This window comes from Rohdeia mirabilis, assembly GCA_007750655.1.
Lineage (GTDB): Bacteria > Planctomycetota > UBA1135 > UBA1135.
This window is the reverse complement of sequence record CP036290.1, coordinates 4,750,067-4,766,545: the sequence shown is the minus strand read 5'-3', so window position 1 is coordinate 4,766,545 and position 16,479 is coordinate 4,750,067. Positions and strand designations below refer to the sequence as shown.

Genomic DNA, 16,479 nt, shown 5'->3' with positions numbered 1-16,479 from the left:
CCGTCACTTGACGCCGACGCCGCGTTCGTCGCGGACCCAGGCGGTCAACAGGTCGGCGACCTTGTCGGGTTCCTCGCCCACCAGGTCGCTGACGCGGCGCCTGGACTGGTGGATCGGATCCTCCTCGAGGTCGCGCAGGCGCTGGGCCTCGAGCTCGGCGTCCTGCTTGCGCTGTTCGGCCTCCGCCTCGCGTTCGGCGGCTTCGCGCTCGCGGATCGCGGCCAGTTCGCGCTCGCGCTGCTTGCGGCTCTTCGACGCTCCGCGAGCACTCTTGAGGATCAGGAACATGAAGACGACGGCGAGGACGATCTCGACCCCGCGATCGATCAGGAGCTCCATCAAGGGATCGAGCTTCGCGGGCGCCTCGCTCGAGCCCTCGACGCCATCGGCCCCGTCCGACTTGAGGAAGGGGATCTGCGCGATCTGGAACAGGTCGCCGCGTTCCTGGCTGAAGCCGACGGTCGCCTTCACGGTCTCCTGGATGGCGGCGACGCTGTTCGCGTCGAGGCTGGCGTCGAGGTAGAGAGCGATGCTGAGGCGCTCGAGCTTCGGCGTGCGCTGTTCGGTCGCCCGCAGCGTGCGCGACGGGACGTAGCGCTTGTCCTGCTGGGAGGTCTTGGCGATGGCCGGCTCGCTGGACGACGCCACGTTCTGCGGACTGCGTGCGTCGACGACGCCCTGCGAGTTCGTCCCGAAACCTTCGCTCGGGTTGTTCAGGTTGCCGCTCGAACCCGCGACGCCTCCGCCGACCCCGAGGTCGTTGGAGAAGCGCGGATCGGTCGTGGTCGTGCTGCGTTCGCTGACGAGTTGGGCCGCTTCGGGACCCGCCGTGTCGGCCAGCGTGCGGCTGGTGGAGAAGTCCCACTCGGAACGGACGGCGACGCGCGCGAGTCCCGGGCCGAGAATGTCCTCGAGGATGCTGACGGCCTTGGCCTCGAGCCGGCGGTCCGAGGACTCACCGGCCGCGAGCCAGTCGTCCGCGCCGTCGCGGCCCGACAGGTCGTTGCCGTCGTAGATGCTCTTGCCCGAGTCGTCGGCGATGACGAGGTTCTGTTCCTCGATGCCGAGGCCGAAGCGCACGAGGCGCGCGACGGTGCGCGCCTGTTCGCGCGTCAGGTCGAGTCCGCCGTCGGTGACCAGGGTCACGGACGCCGTGAGCGCCGGCTGGCGCCCGAAGACGCGCGCTTCGGGGACCAAGGTCTGGACCTTCGCGGCGACCACGAAGTCGAGCAGCTCGAGCATGCGCTGCATCTCCTCCCAGATCCGCTTGCGCATGATCTGCTCGCGCTCCTGCGAACCGAGGAGCAGCGACGACAGACCGCCCGGGTCGGTCAGGATGCCGCCGCTCATGGGCTTCATCGCGCCGGCGGAGGCGACCGCGTTCAGCGCCATCGTCTTCTGCGACTCGTCGACGTAGATGACGAAGGGGCCGGGCGGCTGGGAGGAACGCCATTCGACGTTCGCACCTGCGAGGGCTTCGCCGACGCGGGCCGCGGTCGTGTCGTCGAGACCCGACACCAGCATCACGTAGTGCGGCTGGCTCGCGAAGTGGACGGCGACTCCGGCAGCGACGGCGACTCCGAGGACGACGGTCAGGACCGTCGCTCGGGCAGCAGCCGACATCGAGCTGATCTGTTCCCAGATGGTGGCGAGTGCGTTCTTCATCGATCGGGGCTCAGACGCTCATCCGCATGACTTCGCGGTAGGCATCGATCAGTCGGTTTCGGATCTCGAGCGAGAACTTCAGGGTCAGGTCCGCACGGCGAACGCGCGCGGCTACCTCGTGGGGCGAGTCGATCCGTCCGGCCAACAGGTCGGCGGTGATCGAGTCGGCGCTCTTCAGCTCCTTGTCGATCACGCGGACGGCGCTGCCTCCCTCGGTCGCGCCGATGGAGTGGTTGGCGCCGAGCGCGGAGACCGAGGTCGCCGAGCCGGCGCTCGGGACGGAGCCGCCGCGGGAGGCCGAGTCGGTCCCGCCCGAGGACAAGCTGGCCGACGCGGCCGAGCTGAACTGGTCCTCGAAGAGGGCGGCCTGTTGTTCGAACGCGTCGCGCAGGTCGATCCCGCCCTGGTCCACCGTCTGACTGCGGCGTTCGATGGCCGCGCGCCAAGCCTGGTCGAAGGCGGACTTGCTGTCGATTCCGGTCATGGCGTTGGTTCAGGGAAGGGTGAGAGGGACGGGGAGCGAGTCGTTGGCGAACGACTACGGGCGAGCGAGTTCCAGGGCGCGCGTGGCCATGCGGGCGAAGCTCTGTTGGGCGGTAAGGTTCGCCTCGTAGGCGCGCATGGCCGTGATCATGTCGGCCATCTCCTTCAGGCTGTTCACGTTGGGCAACGTGACGTAGCCGTTGGCGTCGGCGTGCTCGTGGCCGGGCTCGTGGATCCGCACGTGTTCGGAGCGCGTGTCGGGCACGATGCGCGCGGCGCGAACGCCGTGGATCTGGCCGTCGCCGGACACCAACGGTTCGAACATGACCTGCTTGCGCTGGTACGGACCACCCTCCGGCGTGCGCGTGATGTTCGCGCCCGCCAGGTTGTCGGCGATCGTGTTCATGCGAATCCGCTCGGCCGAGAGGCCGGTGGCAGACGTGCGCATGCCTTGGAAGAAGCTGTCGAGCGTGCTCATGGTGATCAGTTGCCGGTGATGGCGGTTCCGAGGAGCGAGTAGTGGCCCTGGAGGATCGTCACGTAGGTCTCGTACCGCAGGCGGTTCTCCTGGTCGGCGACCTGCTCGAGTTCCGGCGTGACGTTGTTGCCGTCGCTGCGCAGCGGCGTCGTCATGTCCTCCTGCACGACCGGCTCGAGGCGCGAGGCGTCCTTGCCCTGTGCGAGGGCCGGACCCACCAACTCCTCGAAGGCGACGGTCCGGCGGCGATAGCCGGGCGTGCTCTGGTTCGCGATGTTGTTGGCGATCGTTCCCTGCCGCATGGTTGCCGCGTCGAGGAGACGCAGCAGCAGCGAGTCGGAGTTTCCGGTGACGTTCATGGCGTGGGGTGGGTCAGGCGACGAGGCCCAGCTGGCGCCAGAGCTTCATCTTGTTGGAGAGCGTCCGCGCGGTGACGCCGAGACGGCGCGCGGCTTCGGTCTTGTTGCCGCCCGTCTCGTCGAGCGTCGCGAGGATCGCGTCGCGTTCGATGTCCGCGAGCTTGCGATTGGCGAGCACCGCGGGGTCGTAGATGCTGTGCACGTTCGAGTGCTCGTCGTCGTCGTCGTCGTCGCCGACGATCCCGATCGGGCCGCGCGCGGAGACCGGCAACGCGGCGCCGAACGACAGGTCCTCGCTGCGCAGTTGGTCGCCGCGGGCCAGCACGACGGCGCGCTGGATCACGTTCTCGAGCTCGCGCACGTTGCCCGGCCAGTTCCAGTCCTCGAGCGCGCGACGCGCGTCCTCGGAGAGTTCGGGCGGAGTGACGCCGCTCTGCAGCGCGAAGTGCCGCGCGAAGTGGTCGGCCAGCGGAAGGATGTCCTCGGGACGCTCGCGCAGCGGATCGACGTGGATCGGCAGCACGTGCAGGCGGTAGTAGAGGTCCTCGCGGAAGCGTCCGTCGGCGACCTCGTCGGCGAGCTTGCGGTTCGTGGCCGCGACGACGCGAACGTCGACCGAGATCGTGCGGTCGCCGCCGACGCGCTCGAACTCGTTCTCCTCGAGCACGCGCAACAGCTTGGCCTGCACCGCCGGCGAGATCTCACCGATCTCGTCGAGCAACAGCGTGCCGCCGTCCGCGAGTTCGAAGCGACCTTCGTGGCGGCGATGTGCGCCGGTGAACGAGCCCTTCTCGTGGCCGAAGAGCTCGGACTCGAGCAGTTGCTCCGAGAGGGCCGCGCAGTTGACCCGGATGAACGGGCCGTCCTTGCGCGGGCTGTTCTCGTGGATGAACTGGGCGATGCGTTCCTTGCCGGTGCCGCTCTCGCCGCTGATCAGGACCGTGCCGCGCGAGTGGGCGATCCGCGCCGCGCTGCGCAGGGTCTGCAGGATGCGCGGGCTGCGCGCGACGATCTGCGGGTGCGCCTCGCTCTGTTGCGAACGCAGGTACTCGTTCTCGTTGACGAGGCGGTTCGTGGCAGCGATGCGCTCGATGACGATGCCGAGGCCCTCGGGCGTGACCGGCTTCATCAGCATGTCGCGCGCTCCGGCCTGCATGGCGTCGACGGCCGACTTGACCGAACCGTGCGCGGTCACGAGGACGAGCGGCAGGCCCGGTTCGAGCTCGTTGACCCGCCGCACCAGCTCGATGCCGTCGAGTTCGGGCATGCGCAGGTCCGTGAGAACGAGGTCGAAATCGGTCTTGGCGATGCGTTCGAGCGCGCGCAGCGGACTGCCGAGCGTCTCGACCGTGTAGCCGAGGGAGCGCGCCGCCTCACCGAGGAACTCGCGGGACAGGGGGTCGTCGTCGACGACCAGGATCCGTTCGATGGTCATGCCTAGCGGCCGGTGGGGGAGTTGGGGATACGAAGGCTGAAACGAGCGCCGGTGAGCGGACTGGACGCGTCCTTGATGGAGAGGCTGCCGCCGTGGAGCTGGACGATGGTGTGCGTGAGCGCGAGGCCGAGACCGGTGCCTTCGGCGCGCGAGGTGTAGAAGGGCTCGAGCACGCGTTTGCGCAGTTCGGCCGGAACACCGGGCCCGTCGTCGTCGACGCTGATGTCGACGGCGTCGCTGCCGTCCGAGGCCGGTGCGACGCGAACGACGATGCGTCCGCCGTCGGGCTGCGCGACCAGGGCGTTGTCGACGAGGTTGCGCAGGGCCTGGCGCAGCTTGACCTCGTCGCCCTCGAGCGTGTCGACGCGGACGTCGCGCTCGATCGACCAGGCGGAAGCGCCGTCGGTGTGGGCGAGCACGCGGTCGACGGCGGCCTCGACGAGTTCGTGGGCCGAAACGGTCGTGGCGACGACGCTCTCGCCGCCGGCCATCGTCACGAGGCCCGTGACGATCGACTCGATCTCGCGGCTGCCCTGTCCGATCAGGCCGGCCCAGCGCACGGCGGTGGGTTCGTCGAGGCGCTTCTCGAGCAGACCGGCGAAGCCGCCGATCGCGTTGAGCGGATTGCGGATCTCGTGGGCGATGCCGGCCGCGAGCGTGCCGAGCGCGGCCATCTTGTCCTGGACGAGCAGACGTTCGGTGAGCGCGTCGAGTTCGGTGCGGTCGTCGACGATCACGAGCGTGCCGATCGGCTCGCCCGCCTGACCGATGACGTTCGCGGCACGCGAGTGCAGTCGCCGCTCGACCGGCTCGCCGTCGGAACCCGTCACGGTGACCGGAACGGTCGCTCCGGGCGCGTTCTCGAGGGCCGCGAGCGCTTCGGATGCGGTCAGCGACTCGTGCGTCGCGCCGAGCAGCTCGGTCGCGGCGCGATTCGAACGCACGACGGTGCCACGGCCGTCGCGGACGATGACGCCGGTCGGGAGGGCCTCGAGGATCGCGGCCAGTTCGCGGTTGGTGCGCTCGAGTTCGGCTTCGACGCGCTGGGCGCGCTGCTCGAGAGCCTCGTAGGCACTCTTCAGACCGTGCGTGATCGCGACCAACGTACGCGTGGCGTCGTCGAGATCACCGTTCGCGTTCGAACGCGCAGCGGCGTCGGCCGCCGACGTACCGGTGGCGAGTGGATCGCTGTGGCGACGGGCGTTCATGGTGTTCGGCGCGAGGAGCGGCTGGAGATCGACGACCTTCAACGGCTCGAGCTCCCCTTCTCGAAGTCGATCTTCCAGCGCAGGAAGTCGGCGTCGCCCTTCGCGCGCTCGACGAGGTCGCCAGAGGTCGGATCGGCGACGACGGAGTCGTACAGGGTCAGCGCTTCGTCCAGACGGCCGAGCTGCTCGAGGGAGCGCGCGCGCCAGTAGCGCGAGCGTGGCTCGTCGGGCCCGGCTTCGAAGTCGGCCAGGGCGCGGTCGTACTGACCGGCGAAGTAGGCGGCGCGGGCGCGGTTGAACGCGAAGTCGGCGGCTTCGTCGCGCGCTTTCTCGGCGGCGGCCGAGTCCGTTTCGGCGGTCGGCGGGGGTCCGGAGGGCGCGGCGCCCGCTGCGTCGTCCGCGGACGGAGTCGCGACGGGAGCCTGTTGCGTCGAAGGCGGGGAGGAGGACGCGGAGTTCGACCCGCGGGGACTCGGGTCGTCGAGCGTGATGTACGGCTTGCGGCTGTTCTGGAGGAGGCGTTCGAGTTCACCGGCCGCGAGCCCGACCGTCGGGACGTCGAGGTGGAAGTCCGACTGCGCGAGCGGTGCATTGGCCGGAAGCGCACCCGAACGCAAGAGCTCGAGGTGCGTGTGCAGACGCTGCATGTCGTCGCTCAGGGTCGCGAGGCGCGCCGTGCGCTCGGACGGATCGCCGATCGCCGGTTCGGTCGCGCGGCGCACGAGTTCGACGTCGGGCACGGCGTCGATCGCGTCCGCGCTGCGGTAGCCGCGCAGGACCTCCAGCGTCTGGATCGTGTCCTGCAGCGCGCCTTCGAGCGTGCGCGGCGTGCGGTCGTCGGACATGGGCACCGCGACGAAGAGTCCCAGCACGGTGCTGAGGGGAAGCATGGCTTTCAGCATCAGTAGTTTCCGTCGTAGGCGTCGAGAGCGAGGTCGAAGCGACCCCCCTGCTCGAAGAGTTGGCCGGCGCGTGCGTCGAGGCGCGTCATGTCCTCGGGTTGGGTGCGCTCGAAGAGCTTGCGAGCCGTGCGCAGGGCGCCGATGGCCTGAGTGATCCCGGACGTGGCGTAGAGGGTCGCGCTCCACTCGAGGGCGACGTCGTCGCGCAGTTCGACCGGGACGATCTCGAGCTCGCGGAAGAGCGGGCTCAACAGTTGGGTGGCCAGGCTCCAGTCCTCGCGTTCGGTGGCCGCGCGTGCCGCGGCGACGCGCTCGTCGATCGTCGAGTTCTCCTCGTCCATCGTGACGGAGAGTCCGAGCGCGGCGCGGGCGATGCGTTCGGCGGTGCGGACGTTCGCGGGGCTGTCGAGGGTGCGCGCGTTCTCCGCCAGGAAGAGCACGCCGAGGTAGTCCTCGAGCACGAGGAAGTGTTCGGCGGCGCGCTCGAAGCTCGAACTGCGCTCCGGTTCCTCGACCTGGTGCGCGTGGATGACCCAGGCGCGCGCCGCTTCCGGGCGCAGATCGAGGGCGTCGAAACAGCGCGCGCGCAGGCCGAGCATCTTGACCATGTCGTCGTGCGTGACGAAGCCGCGTTCGAGCTCGTCGAGCACCTTGAGCGACTCGATGAACTTGCCGTCCTCGAGGTAGCAGCGCGCGCGCAGGATGCGGCGGTCGACGATGCCCTGGCGCGTCGCGGCCGGGTGCTTGCGCTCCAGGACGTTCAGCATCTGGATCGCCCAGTCGGCGTGGCCGAGTTCGAGGTTGCAGCGGGCGATCTCGAGGTGCGCGGCGCGGAAGTAGTCCTCCATCGTCGCCTCGGCGGCGTCCATCGTCGTATCGGCCTGCGTCGCCTCGTCGAGGTCGGCGGGCGTGAGTTCGGTCACCCGGCGGTACTCCTCGATGGCGCGGGCCCACTCGCCCTGGCCCTGGAGGAGCGCGCCGCTGCGCATGTGGGCCTCCAGCACGAGCGACGACGTGGAGTGCGCGTCGATCAAGAGCTGGTAGTGGCTCAGCGCGGCCTGGTCGAGACCGCGCAGCTCCTCGATCGCGCCCTGGGCGAGGCGGGCGGCGGCGGCCAGTTCGTGGTTCGGGAAGCGGTAGCTGGCGCGGCTGTAGCCGGCGAGCGCGCGCGAGAGGAGGGTGTCGCGGTTCTCGCTGGTGCGGTCGGCCCGCACGTTGATGACGTTCGCGTCGATCTCACCGACGAGCCCGGCCGTGCCGAGCATGTATTCGACGACCTCGGTCAGCGGCCGGTCGCGCAATTCGACGGTGACCAGCGGCGTCGTCAGCCCGCGCTCGTCGTCGCCGAAGCCCCACAGCAGGCGTTCGGTCGACTTGGCGATGCGCTCGAGCACCGAACGGATCGAGACGTTCGTTCCCACCACCGTCGCGTACTCGGTCCCGTCCTCGTCGCGAACGATCTCGACGACCAGGGGCAGCGGTTCGTTCGAGACGGGGCGCAGACCGGAGCGATCGTCGAGCGCGGCGGGCGGGTTGGCCGCGTTCGTGTTCGCAACGCTCGGCGCGGGATCCTGCGGACCGCTGGCGTGGACGGTGCCGGTGCCCCCGTCCAGCAGGAACAGCGGTGCGAGCGCGCCGGTGAGCGCGATCGCGCCTCCCACGATCAGATGGCGTGCGTCGATCACGACCCCACCTCCGTGGCGGCGCTCTCCGACAGCACGACCGCCTCGCGACGGTCGGCCTCGGCCAGGAGGAACAGAGCGTGTGCCTCGATCTCGACGCGCGTGTCGAGCGGTTGGCGGTCGAGACGCGAGAGCTTGGTGTACAGCAGGCGACGCGCGGTGGCGAAGTCGCCCTGGTCGAGGTGTTCCTCGATCGACTGGAACGAGGCGACGCCCAGCGTGGCGGGCGACTGCGGTTGGGTCATCGTTCCCATGCGACCGACCTCGTTGCTGATGTCGCGCTGGGCGCGGGCCAGCGTCGCTTCCATGTCGAGGCGGGCGGCTTCGACGCGTTGGACCATCGACGTGTTGTTCTGCCAGGTCATCAGGAAGCCCGACACGTTGGCGATCAGGAGCACGGCGCCGAGTCCGACGACGACCATCGCGCCCGGCTGCTTCCAGAGCGGGCCAGCCGGCGCGACGACGACCTGCTTGGTCCCCGAGCGACTCGGGAGCGCGGCGACGGGCTCGGGCCCAGCGAGCGCTTCTTCGCTCACGGCCGGCTTCGAGGCCAGGTGAGCGTCCTCGCTGTCGGCGAGGTCCAGGATCGCGGAAGCGTCCGAATCGTCGATCGACGACAGGAACTCAGCGATGTCGAGATCGTCCTCGTCCCCGCCGGTTCCGACACCGGAACCATCGAAGTCGAACAGGTCCTCGTCCTCGTCGAAGTCGGTCATTGGATCGTTCGCGAACGCGCGATTCAGGCCGCCGGAGCGGCGGAGAGGATGCGGCCCACGACCACTGCGAGGTGCGGCGGCAGGTGCTGGGTGCAGGCGTCGTCGCCCGCGCGGATCGCGGCCACGAGGGCGCGACAGCTGCGGGCGGTGAGGTAGTCGTCGTCGCTGTGGTCGAGCGCGTCGGCGGACCAGGCGGCGCCGTGGGTCTCGAAGCTCATGTGCACACGCGTCCCGAAGGCGTCGCTGCGCACGTTCATCGCGTCGGTCAGGCAGCGCGCGCGGCGCAGTCCGCTGGGCAGCACGCCGAGGGCGAACAGACCGGGCGGCGGTTCCATCGCGGCCGTCAAGGTGTGGCCGTCGCAGCCCTTGCCGAAGTCGCGGATCGTGATGCGCACGGCCTTGGCGTCGCGGGCGACGAGGACGACGACGCGGCGACCGCTCTCACCGTCGTCCGAGTCCGCCAGGTAGGCGTGACGAACGGCGTTGTCGAGGATCTCGGACACCGCGGTTCCGATGCGAGCGCGCACCGCGAGGCCGAGCCCCCAGCACACGCCGAGCGACGTGACCCAGCGCAGGCCGCGCGCCTGACCACCGACGTCGGCGCGCACCTCGAGACGGTGCGACGCGCCGACCGGCGTGGAGTCGTCCACGGGTTGGACACGTCGGGGACGCGTGGGGGTCGTGTTGCGTTGCTCGAGAGACATGAGGAGGGAGCGAGCGGAAGGAAGTTCGGGGACGGCGCGCCCGGAGGTGGGGCGCCGTGGGAGGTTCTTTCGACCCCGGAAGAGATGGCCTGAAGGCTCGGGGGCGCGCCCGGAAAGTCCTTCCCATCCGTGCCTCGGACGTGGGTCGGCGGGCGGCGTGCACCGTGCGCGTGGCGTCGCGATGCAGGGGAGGGCGGTGCAGCGGCGCGACGTGTCGACCTGGGCGACACCGAACGCGCGACGCGGTGGCGTGGTGGCGCGGGCCACCGACCGCGCGGATCACTCGATCCCGTGCTGTCGCAATTTGTTGTAGAGGGTCGAGCGGTTGAACCCGAGCACGCGTGCGGCGCGGCTGCGGTTGCCGTCGGACTCGGCCAGCACGTGGACGATGAGCGCGCGTTCGACGCTGCGCCAGGAACGGTCGCCGAGCGGCAGGAGGTCGTTCGACGGACCCGCGGCGAGCGACGCCCCGACCGGCGCACCGCTCGGGAACGGGGCCGGCGCCGCGTCGAGGCCGCCGGCGCGCTCGAGGTGCTCAGGAGTGATCGGGAGCGGACCGGCGTGGCGTGCCGCGGCCTCGAGCAGTTCGACGAGCTCGTCCAACCCGCCGATGAAGGGCCGGCCGGCCAGAACGGCATCGGACTCGGGCGACAGTGAAGCGCCACCCAGGCGCGCGAGCGCGGAACCCGCGATCGCCGGCAGGTCCGCCCCGCGCGTGGCGAGCGGGGGCACGTCGATGCAGTGGTCGTTGAGGCGGTAGGCCAGGTCGAGGCTGGCGAGCACGCGGTCGAGGTCCTCGTCGCAGGTGACGGCCACCATCCGCAGCTCGAGCGGCAGCGGCGCGCGCGCCCCGAGCGGGAGGTACTGCCCCGACGCGAGGGCCTCGGCCAGCAGGCTCTGCAGGTCGGCGTCCAGCGCTTCGATCCCGATCAGGGTCAGGGTGCCGCCGGCGGCCGCGGAGAAGAGGCCCGGACGGGCGACCGTCCCGAGCAGGTGGTCGGCGCCCCAGCTCCCCGCCAGGCCGGTGCAGCGCGCCTCTATATAGGGGCGCGCCTTGCTCGCGCTCGCGCCGGCCTCGCCGCGGGCATGGAGGGCCCGCGCCACGCCGCGGCGACCGCTGCCGGCGGGGCCGCGCACCACGATCGCCCGGGCCGGGGCGCCGCGTTCGACCGCGCGCCGCAGCTCGTGCGCCACGTCGGAGTCGCCGGCGAGGACGGCCTCGACCGCGTCGGACGCGGGGAGGTCGGGAGCGAGGGACGCCGCGGCACCGGCGGCTCGGCGCTGGGCACGGCCATGGGGCCGGTGAGTTGAGGCGGGGCGCATCGAGGGGAGCGATCGGGGCGAGACGTGCGCGTGCGACGGAGCGCAGGCGAGCGGATGGTCCGAGGGCGGCGCCGAGTGGGGCCCGGCGCCAGGTCCGTCCATCGGTCGCTCGCCTCATTCGGATGAGAGCCCCGCGCTCGAGGCGGAAAGAAGTTCCCGCTACCGCGCCTCAGGGGTCCTGGGGCGCGGTCGTCGGCGCCCCGCTTCGAGTTCCACCACTTTTTCGCGCCTGCGGACTCATCCGCTTCCGGGCGCTTCCGAGAACGACGGCGAGCCAGATCGGAGTCCGCCTCACCAGGCGACCAACACCTGCCCGGCTCGACCCCTCAAAACGACCGCCAACTCAAACCCGTTTCACCTAGGAGCCAAGTCATGGGACTTCGCGTCAACACCAACATCATGTCGATGTCCGCCCAACGCAACCTCGGTGCTGTCACCGAGCGTCTGGGTGGCAACTTCTCGCGCCTCTCGAGCGGCCTCCGCATCGCCACCGCTTCGGACGACCCCGCCGGCCTCGGCATCTCCGAGCGGATGCGCGGACAGATCCGCTCGCTGAGCCAAGCCTCGCGCAACGCCCAAGACGGAGTCAGTCTCGTCCAAACGGCCGAGGGTGCCCTCTCCGAGGTCCACTCGAGCCTCCACCGGATGCGCGAGCTCGCCATTCAGGCGGCCAACGGTACGTACTCCACCGAGGACCGCGCGGTTCTCGACGTCGAGTTCCAGCAGATCATCGCCGAGATCGACCGAGTCGCCGACTCGACCGAGTTCAACGAGATCCCGCTGCTCGACGGTTCCGCCGCTTCGGTCTCGATCCAGGTTGGACTCGACAGCGCCGCGAGCGACGTCATCGACGTCTCGCTCCAGGACGTCCGCGCCACGACGCTCGGACTCTCGGGCGGCACCTTCGACGTCACCAGCGCCGCGAACGCCTCGACGGTCCTCGACATCATCGATACCGCCACGGACTCGATCAACACGGCACGCGGCAACCTCGGTGCGCAGCAGAACCGACTGAACAGCTCGATGCGCTCGATCTTGAACGTGCGCGAGAACCTGTCGGCCGCCGAGAGCCGTATCCGCGACGTCGACGTCGCCATGGAGACCGCGGACCTCACCCGCAACTCGATCATGCAGCAGGCCGCCACGTCGGTCCTGTCGCAAGCCAACAGCCAGCCGCAGATCGCCCTGTCGCTTCTGCAGCAGTAAGAGAGAGACGGCCTGAGTTGGGCCGGATCGCTGAGGGGGGGGGCCGTCCACGCGGCGGCCCCCCGTTCCAAGCCGATCCTGTGACCTGAGCTCGAGCCGTGACCCCGCGAGGGGTCGACACAGCCCGTCGCCACGACGCGGGTTCTTTGACAACCAGGGATGAAAGGACACGGAGGCCACTCGCAGGAGTGAGCCCAACCGTACCCCCCACTCAGCGGCTCTCGCTGGGTGGGACTGCATCGACCTCGTTCGAGGTCGGTGTCACCGGGCGCCTCTTCGACCGTGCCCCCGCGATCGTCCTCGGACGTGAGCGGGTTCGGAGGGTGTCCGTCGCGGTGCTCCAACATCACGTTGGTGCACCATCCACTTCGACTTCAATCCAGAGGGATACTCGATGGGACTTCGAGTCAACACGAACCTTTTCGCCCAAACGGCGCAAAGGAACCTTTCCGCAGTTTCCGAACGTCTTGGTGGGAACTTCTCCCGCCTTTCGAGCGGTCTGCGGATCGCCAGTGCCGCCGACGATGCGGCCGGTCTCGGCATCTCGGAGCGCATGCGCTCTCAGATCCGCTCTCTCGGTCAGGCCGGACGAAATGCCCAGGACGGCATCAGTATGGCCCAGACCGCCGAGGGCGCTCTGAACGAGGTGTCCAACAACCTGGTTCGCATGCGCGAACTCGCCGTTCAGGCAGCGAACGGAACGCTCAGCACCGAAGACCGTGCGGTCATCGACACTGAGTTCCAAGCTCTCGACACCGAGATCAATCGAATCGCTACCGAGACCGAGTTCAACGGAAACTCATTGCTCGACAACACGACGTCGTTGAACATCCAAGTAGGCCTCGATTCGGGAGCTGTCATCGCCGTTAGCGGCCAGGACGCCCGGTCGGCCACCTTGGGGATCGCAACGCTCGACGTGACGAACACGACGAACGCCAGTGCGGCGCTCACCGCGCTCGATACGGCAATCGATTCCGTCAGCACATCGCGAGGCACGCTGGGCGCGTCGGTCAACCGTCTCAGCTCGACCTACCGCAGCATCCAGAGCACCCGCGAGGGACTCTCCGCTGCGGAAAGTCGTATCCGTGACGTCGACGTCGCGTCCGAGACTTCGGACCTGACCCGGAACTCGATCATGCAACAGGCCGCTGTGTCGGTCCTGTCGCAGGCGAACGTCCAGCCGCAGCTCGCTCTGAGCCTGCTCGGCTGATCCCGTTCGAGGACGACGCGCACTCGCTCGAGTGTGCAGCGTCCACGAGCTCCAGGACGTCGGAGGGGCGCCACCGGAAGGTGGTGCCCCTCCGTGGCCCGACCATCGAACCCATCACCGCGGACGGCGGTGCCCCTCTCCAAGAAGTCATCGCATCGCTTTCGCCGCACTCGTTGCGGCACCGTCGACCGACCCAGGCGCGTGCCAACTGCCTGCCGGACGACATCCGGTGTCCGCCAAAAGGACACCACCACTCCAACCCCACCTTCAATCATGGGCCTTCGTGTCAACACCAACCTCTTCTCGATGACGGCGCAGCGGAACCTGTCCGCCGTCAGCGAGCGACTGGGAGGAAACTTCTCGCGCCTGTCCTCGGGACTGCGCATCGCTTCCGCGTCGGACGACGCCGCGGGTCTCGGCATCTCGGAGCGCATGCGCTCCCAGATCCGTAGCCTCGGTCAAGCCGGCCGGAACGCTCAGGACGGAATCAGTCTCGCCCAGACCGCCGAAGGCGCTCTGAACGAGGTCTCGAACAACCTCGTCCGCATGCGCGAACTGGCGGTCCAGGCCGCCAACGGAACCCTGAGCACCGAGGACCGCGCGGTCATCGATACTGAGTTCCAGGCGCTGGACACCGAGATCAACCGGATCGCGACCGAGACCGAGTTCAACGGGAACTCGCTGCTCGACAACACGACCGCGTTGAACATCCAAGTCGGACTCGACACCGGTGAGGTGATCGCAGTCACTGGCCAGGACGCTCGATCGGCGACTCTCGGCATCGCGACGCTGGACGTGACGAACACGACCAACGCCAGTGCGGCCCTCGCCGCTCTCGACACGGCGATCGACTCGGTCAGCACCTCGCGCGGCACCCTGGGTGCCTCGGTGAACCGCCTGAACTCGACGTTCCGCAGCATTCAGAACACCCGCGAGGGTCTGTCTGCCGCCGAGAGCCGCATCCGCGACGTGGACGTTGCGATGGAGACCGCCGACATGACGCGGAACTCGATCATGCAGCAGGCCGCCGTCTCGGTGCTGTCCCAGGCCAACACCCAGCCGCAGCTCGCGCTCAGCCTCCTCGGCTGATCCAGCTGGATCGAGCGGCTTCGAGCCGCGCCGCGAGCCCCACCCGGAAAACCTTTCCGTGTGGGGCTCGCTCTTCTTGGACCGCGCCGAAGTTCCGCCGTCTGGGGACTCACCTCCTCGGGCCACCCTTCCGATACCTCTGCGGAGGAACCACCACCATGTCCGGACCCATCTCGTTCGGAGGCCTGTCAAGCGGCCTCGACACCAACGCCATCATCTCCGCCCTCGTGCAGGCGGAGTCGGTGCCCATCAACCAGCTCAACGCCCAGAAGGGCTCGGAGCAGCAGAAGATCAACCTTCTGGGCACGTTCGAGGGCTACGTCAAGAGCCTCCAGGACAAGGTGGCCGAGCTCTCGAAGGACCAGTCCTTCCTGGCGAACTCGGTCAACGTCTCGCAGGACGGGTACTTCTCGGTCTCGAGCACCGGCAGCGCGGCGACCGGCGGCTACACCCTCGAGGTCAACTCGGTGGCCGCCAGCGATCGCATCGCCCTGTCCGGCTCCGCGCCCATCACGGATCCCGACGCCGACTTCGGCGACGCGGACATCTCCTTCGACTACGGCGGCGAGACCTACGAGGTCATCCTCGGGTCGGGCGCCGCGTCCCTGAACGACATCGCGGCCGCGATCAACGCGGAGACCGGCGGTGACGTGAAGGCGCAGGTGGTCAACACCGGCACCGGATCCGCGCCCAACTACCAGCTCGTCCTGTCCGGCAAGGACACGGGCGAAGACTTCGCGATCAGCAACCTGTCGTTCGACGTCGGAACGGGCGAGCTCGACACGCAGACCCAGCTGACGACGGCGTCCAACGCCGAGATCGTGCTCAACGGCCTCACGATCGAGCGCTCGAGCAACGAGTTCACCGACGTCGTCGACGGCCTCTCGATCCAGGTCGAGTCCGTCACGACCGAAGAGGTCGGCTTCACGGTCGCCCTCGACGAAGAGGGCGTGACCGACAAGCTGCAGGAGTTCGTCGACGCCTACAACAAGGTCGTCAACTTCGTGAACGCGCAGAACGAGTACTCCGAGGAGGGCGGCACGGGCGGCGCTCTGTTCGGCGATTCGTCGCTGCGCACCGTGTCCAACGCGCTGAACCGCTCGCTGTTCAGCAACTCGCTGATCGACAGCACCAGCACCTTCGGCTCGCTGGGGCTCGTCGGCGTCAAGCTGGGCACCGACGGCACGCTGAGCCTCGACGCCGCCAAGGTGAAGGAGAAGCTCGCCGAGGATCCCGACGCGTTCGCGGACTTCTTCCTCGACACGGACGGCTTCGACAACGCCGGGGCGCTCGAAGGCACGCCGGAGTACTACGTCGACACGAGCGCCGACACGGGGCTCTTCGCACTCCTCGAGAAGGGGCTCGCCTCGTTGCTCGACAGCCAGCCGCTCTCCAACGGGAGCACCGCGAAGGGCCTGATCGCACAACGCAAGGAGACCTTGCAGCAGAACATCACCCAGATCGACAAGCAGGTCGAACGTCTGCAGTTCCGCATCGAAGGCTTCGAGCAGGCGCTCGTCGCCCAGTTCTCCGCGCTCGAGCAGACCATGAATCGTCTCAACGGCCAGAGCTCGGCGCTCGGCCAGCTCCAGTCGCTGAACCTGTACAACAACAACAACTGATCGTTGCCATGGCTACCGACCCCACAGCCCTGTACAAGGAGTCGCTCCTCGAGAACGCTCCGCCGATCAAGATCGTGCGCCTCCTGTACGAGAAGGCGATCCTCCACATGGAGCGTGCCCGTCGCTTGAACCTCGCCACCCAGGCGGCACTGTTCACCGAGACGCTCGACAAGGCCGACGCGATCGTCGTCGAGCTGCGACTGAGTCTGGATCCGGCGCCCGCGCCGCAGATCAGCTCGAATCTCGAGTCGCTCTACCTCTTCGTCGAGGAGCGGCTGTCCGAGGCCCTCGCCCAGCGCAACCCCGAGGAGCTGGTGCCGGCCATCGGCGTCATGAACGACCTGCTCGACGCGTGGCGTTCGATCGAACTGGGCGGTCAGGCCGCGGCTTGATCGCC

16 protein-coding genes are annotated in these 16,479 nt (G+C 68.9%); 5 read left to right on the top strand and 11 right to left on the bottom strand.

Translation table 11 applies throughout. The features are described from left to right. Positions 1 to 3 precede the first annotated feature (3 nt). The 11 genes from Pla163_RS17745 to Pla163_RS17695 form a co-directional block, all read right to left on the bottom strand. On the bottom strand, positions 4 to 1,665 hold the full coding sequence (locus Pla163_RS17745; protein WP_145191809.1) for a flagellar M-ring protein FliF C-terminal domain-containing protein: 1,662 nt from the start codon (positions 1,663 to 1,665) through the stop codon (positions 4 to 6). 10 nt (positions 1,666 to 1,675) lie between these two features. After that, the gene (gene fliE, locus Pla163_RS17740) at positions 1,676 to 2,149 is read right to left on the bottom strand and encodes a flagellar hook-basal body complex protein FliE (protein ID WP_145191806.1); all 474 of its coding nucleotides are present in this window, start codon (positions 2,147 to 2,149) and stop codon (positions 1,676 to 1,678) included. Between the two features lie 54 nt (positions 2,150 to 2,203). Then, positions 2,204 to 2,626: a flagellar basal body rod protein FlgC gene (flgC, locus tag Pla163_RS17735; RefSeq protein ID WP_145191803.1), complete on the bottom strand. Its 423-nt coding sequence runs from the start codon at positions 2,624 to 2,626 to the stop codon at positions 2,204 to 2,206. 5 nt (positions 2,627 to 2,631) lie between these two features. Beyond that, entirely contained in the window at positions 2,632 to 2,985 is a 354-nt protein-coding gene (gene flgB / locus Pla163_RS17730) for a flagellar basal body rod protein FlgB (protein WP_145191800.1), read from the bottom strand. Positions 2,986 to 2,998: 13 nt separating this feature from the next. Next, positions 2,999 to 4,420, bottom strand: a complete 1,422-nt coding sequence (locus tag Pla163_RS17725; RefSeq protein ID WP_145191797.1) for a sigma-54-dependent transcriptional regulator — start codon at positions 4,418 to 4,420, stop codon at positions 2,999 to 3,001. Between the two features lie 2 nt (positions 4,421 to 4,422). Continuing rightward, positions 4,423 to 5,628 carry a two-component system sensor histidine kinase NtrB gene (locus tag Pla163_RS17720; RefSeq protein ID WP_145191792.1) on the bottom strand — a complete coding sequence of 402 codons (1,206 nt, stop codon included), beginning with the start codon at positions 5,626 to 5,628 and terminating at the stop codon, positions 4,423 to 4,425. A gap of 38 nt (positions 5,629 to 5,666) precedes the next feature. Then, entirely contained in the window at positions 5,667 to 6,518 is an 852-nt protein-coding gene (locus Pla163_RS17715) for a tetratricopeptide repeat protein (RefSeq protein WP_419186105.1), read from the bottom strand. A gap of 11 nt (positions 6,519 to 6,529) precedes the next feature. Beyond that, positions 6,530 to 8,215, bottom strand: coding sequence for a tetratricopeptide repeat protein (locus Pla163_RS17710; RefSeq protein ID WP_145191786.1), 1,686 nt, complete (start codon positions 8,213 to 8,215; stop codon positions 6,530 to 6,532). Then, on the bottom strand, positions 8,212 to 8,928 hold the full coding sequence (locus Pla163_RS17705; protein ID WP_145191783.1) for a hypothetical protein: 717 nt from the start codon (positions 8,926 to 8,928) through the stop codon (positions 8,212 to 8,214). Before Pla163_RS17705 ends, Pla163_RS17710 begins: the two co-directional genes overlap by 4 nt. 23 nt (positions 8,929 to 8,951) lie before the next feature. Beyond that, positions 8,952 to 9,578, bottom strand: a complete 627-nt coding sequence (locus tag Pla163_RS17700; protein WP_419186104.1) for an ATP-binding protein — start codon at positions 9,576 to 9,578, stop codon at positions 8,952 to 8,954. A 333-nt stretch (positions 9,579 to 9,911) separates the two neighbouring features. Then, positions 9,912 to 10,955, bottom strand: a complete 1,044-nt coding sequence (locus tag Pla163_RS17695) for a sigma 54-interacting transcriptional regulator (protein WP_419186103.1) — start codon at positions 10,953 to 10,955, stop codon at positions 9,912 to 9,914. Positions 10,956 to 11,327: 372 nt separating this feature from the next. On the opposite strand from Pla163_RS17695, the gene Pla163_RS17690 reads away from it, so the two are divergent. The 5 genes from Pla163_RS17690 to Pla163_RS17670 all read left to right on the top strand — a co-directional run bounded on the left by Pla163_RS17690 (position 11,328) and on the right by Pla163_RS17670 (position 16,474). Further along, the gene (locus Pla163_RS17690; RefSeq protein WP_145191773.1) at positions 11,328 to 12,161 is read left to right on the top strand and encodes a flagellin N-terminal helical domain-containing protein; all 834 of its coding nucleotides are present in this window, start codon (positions 11,328 to 11,330) and stop codon (positions 12,159 to 12,161) included. Positions 12,162 to 12,555: 394 nt separating this feature from the next. Continuing rightward, a complete protein-coding gene (locus tag Pla163_RS17685; RefSeq protein WP_145191768.1) occupies positions 12,556 to 13,371 on the top strand; it encodes a flagellin N-terminal helical domain-containing protein in 816 nt (271 codons plus the stop codon). A 273-nt stretch (positions 13,372 to 13,644) separates the two neighbouring features. Next, the gene (locus tag Pla163_RS17680; RefSeq protein WP_145191765.1) at positions 13,645 to 14,460 is read left to right on the top strand and encodes a flagellin N-terminal helical domain-containing protein; all 816 of its coding nucleotides are present in this window, start codon (positions 13,645 to 13,647) and stop codon (positions 14,458 to 14,460) included. Between the two features lie 158 nt (positions 14,461 to 14,618). Then, the gene (gene fliD / locus Pla163_RS17675) at positions 14,619 to 16,082 is read left to right on the top strand and encodes a flagellar filament capping protein FliD (protein WP_145191762.1); all 1,464 of its coding nucleotides are present in this window, start codon (positions 14,619 to 14,621) and stop codon (positions 16,080 to 16,082) included. 8 nt (positions 16,083 to 16,090) lie between these two features. Continuing rightward, a complete protein-coding gene (locus tag Pla163_RS17670; protein WP_145191760.1) occupies positions 16,091 to 16,474 on the top strand; it encodes a flagellar export chaperone FliS in 384 nt (127 codons plus the stop codon). The last annotated feature ends 5 nt before the right edge of the window (positions 16,475 to 16,479 follow it).

Bases quoted from the DNA above. Each gene is read 5' to 3' on its own strand.
- Pla163_RS17725 (WP_145191797.1), bottom strand. From the start codon at position 4,420: ATGACCATCGAACGGATCCTGGTCGTCGACGACGACCCCCTGTCCCGC.
- flgC (WP_145191803.1), bottom strand. From the start codon at position 2,626: ATGAGCACGCTCGACAGCTTCTTCCAAGGCATGCGCACGTCTGCCACC.
- flgB (WP_145191800.1), bottom strand. From the start codon at position 2,985: ATGAACGTCACCGGAAACTCCGACTCGCTGCTGCTGCGTCTCCTCGAC.
- Pla163_RS17695 (WP_419186103.1), bottom strand. From the start codon at position 10,955: ATGCGCCCCGCCTCAACTCACCGGCCCCATGGCCGTGCCCAGCGCCGA.
- Pla163_RS17670 (WP_145191760.1), top strand. From the start codon at position 16,091: ATGGCTACCGACCCCACAGCCCTGTACAAGGAGTCGCTCCTCGAGAAC.
- fliE (WP_145191806.1), bottom strand. From the start codon at position 2,149: ATGACCGGAATCGACAGCAAGTCCGCCTTCGACCAGGCTTGGCGCGCG.
- Pla163_RS17680 (WP_145191765.1), top strand. From the start codon at position 13,645: ATGGGCCTTCGTGTCAACACCAACCTCTTCTCGATGACGGCGCAGCGG.
- Pla163_RS17690 (WP_145191773.1), top strand. From the start codon at position 11,328: ATGGGACTTCGCGTCAACACCAACATCATGTCGATGTCCGCCCAACGC.
- Pla163_RS17705 (WP_145191783.1), bottom strand. From the start codon at position 8,928: ATGACCGACTTCGACGAGGACGAGGACCTGTTCGACTTCGATGGTTCC.
- Pla163_RS17745 (WP_145191809.1), bottom strand. From the start codon at position 1,665: ATGAAGAACGCACTCGCCACCATCTGGGAACAGATCAGCTCGATGTCG.
- fliD (WP_145191762.1), top strand. From the start codon at position 14,619: ATGTCCGGACCCATCTCGTTCGGAGGCCTGTCAAGCGGCCTCGACACC.
- Pla163_RS17715 (WP_419186105.1), bottom strand. From the start codon at position 6,518: ATGCTTCCCCTCAGCACCGTGCTGGGACTCTTCGTCGCGGTGCCCATG.
- Pla163_RS17720 (WP_145191792.1), bottom strand. From the start codon at position 5,628: ATGAACGCCCGTCGCCACAGCGATCCACTCGCCACCGGTACGTCGGCG.
- Pla163_RS17685 (WP_145191768.1), top strand. From the start codon at position 12,556: ATGGGACTTCGAGTCAACACGAACCTTTTCGCCCAAACGGCGCAAAGG.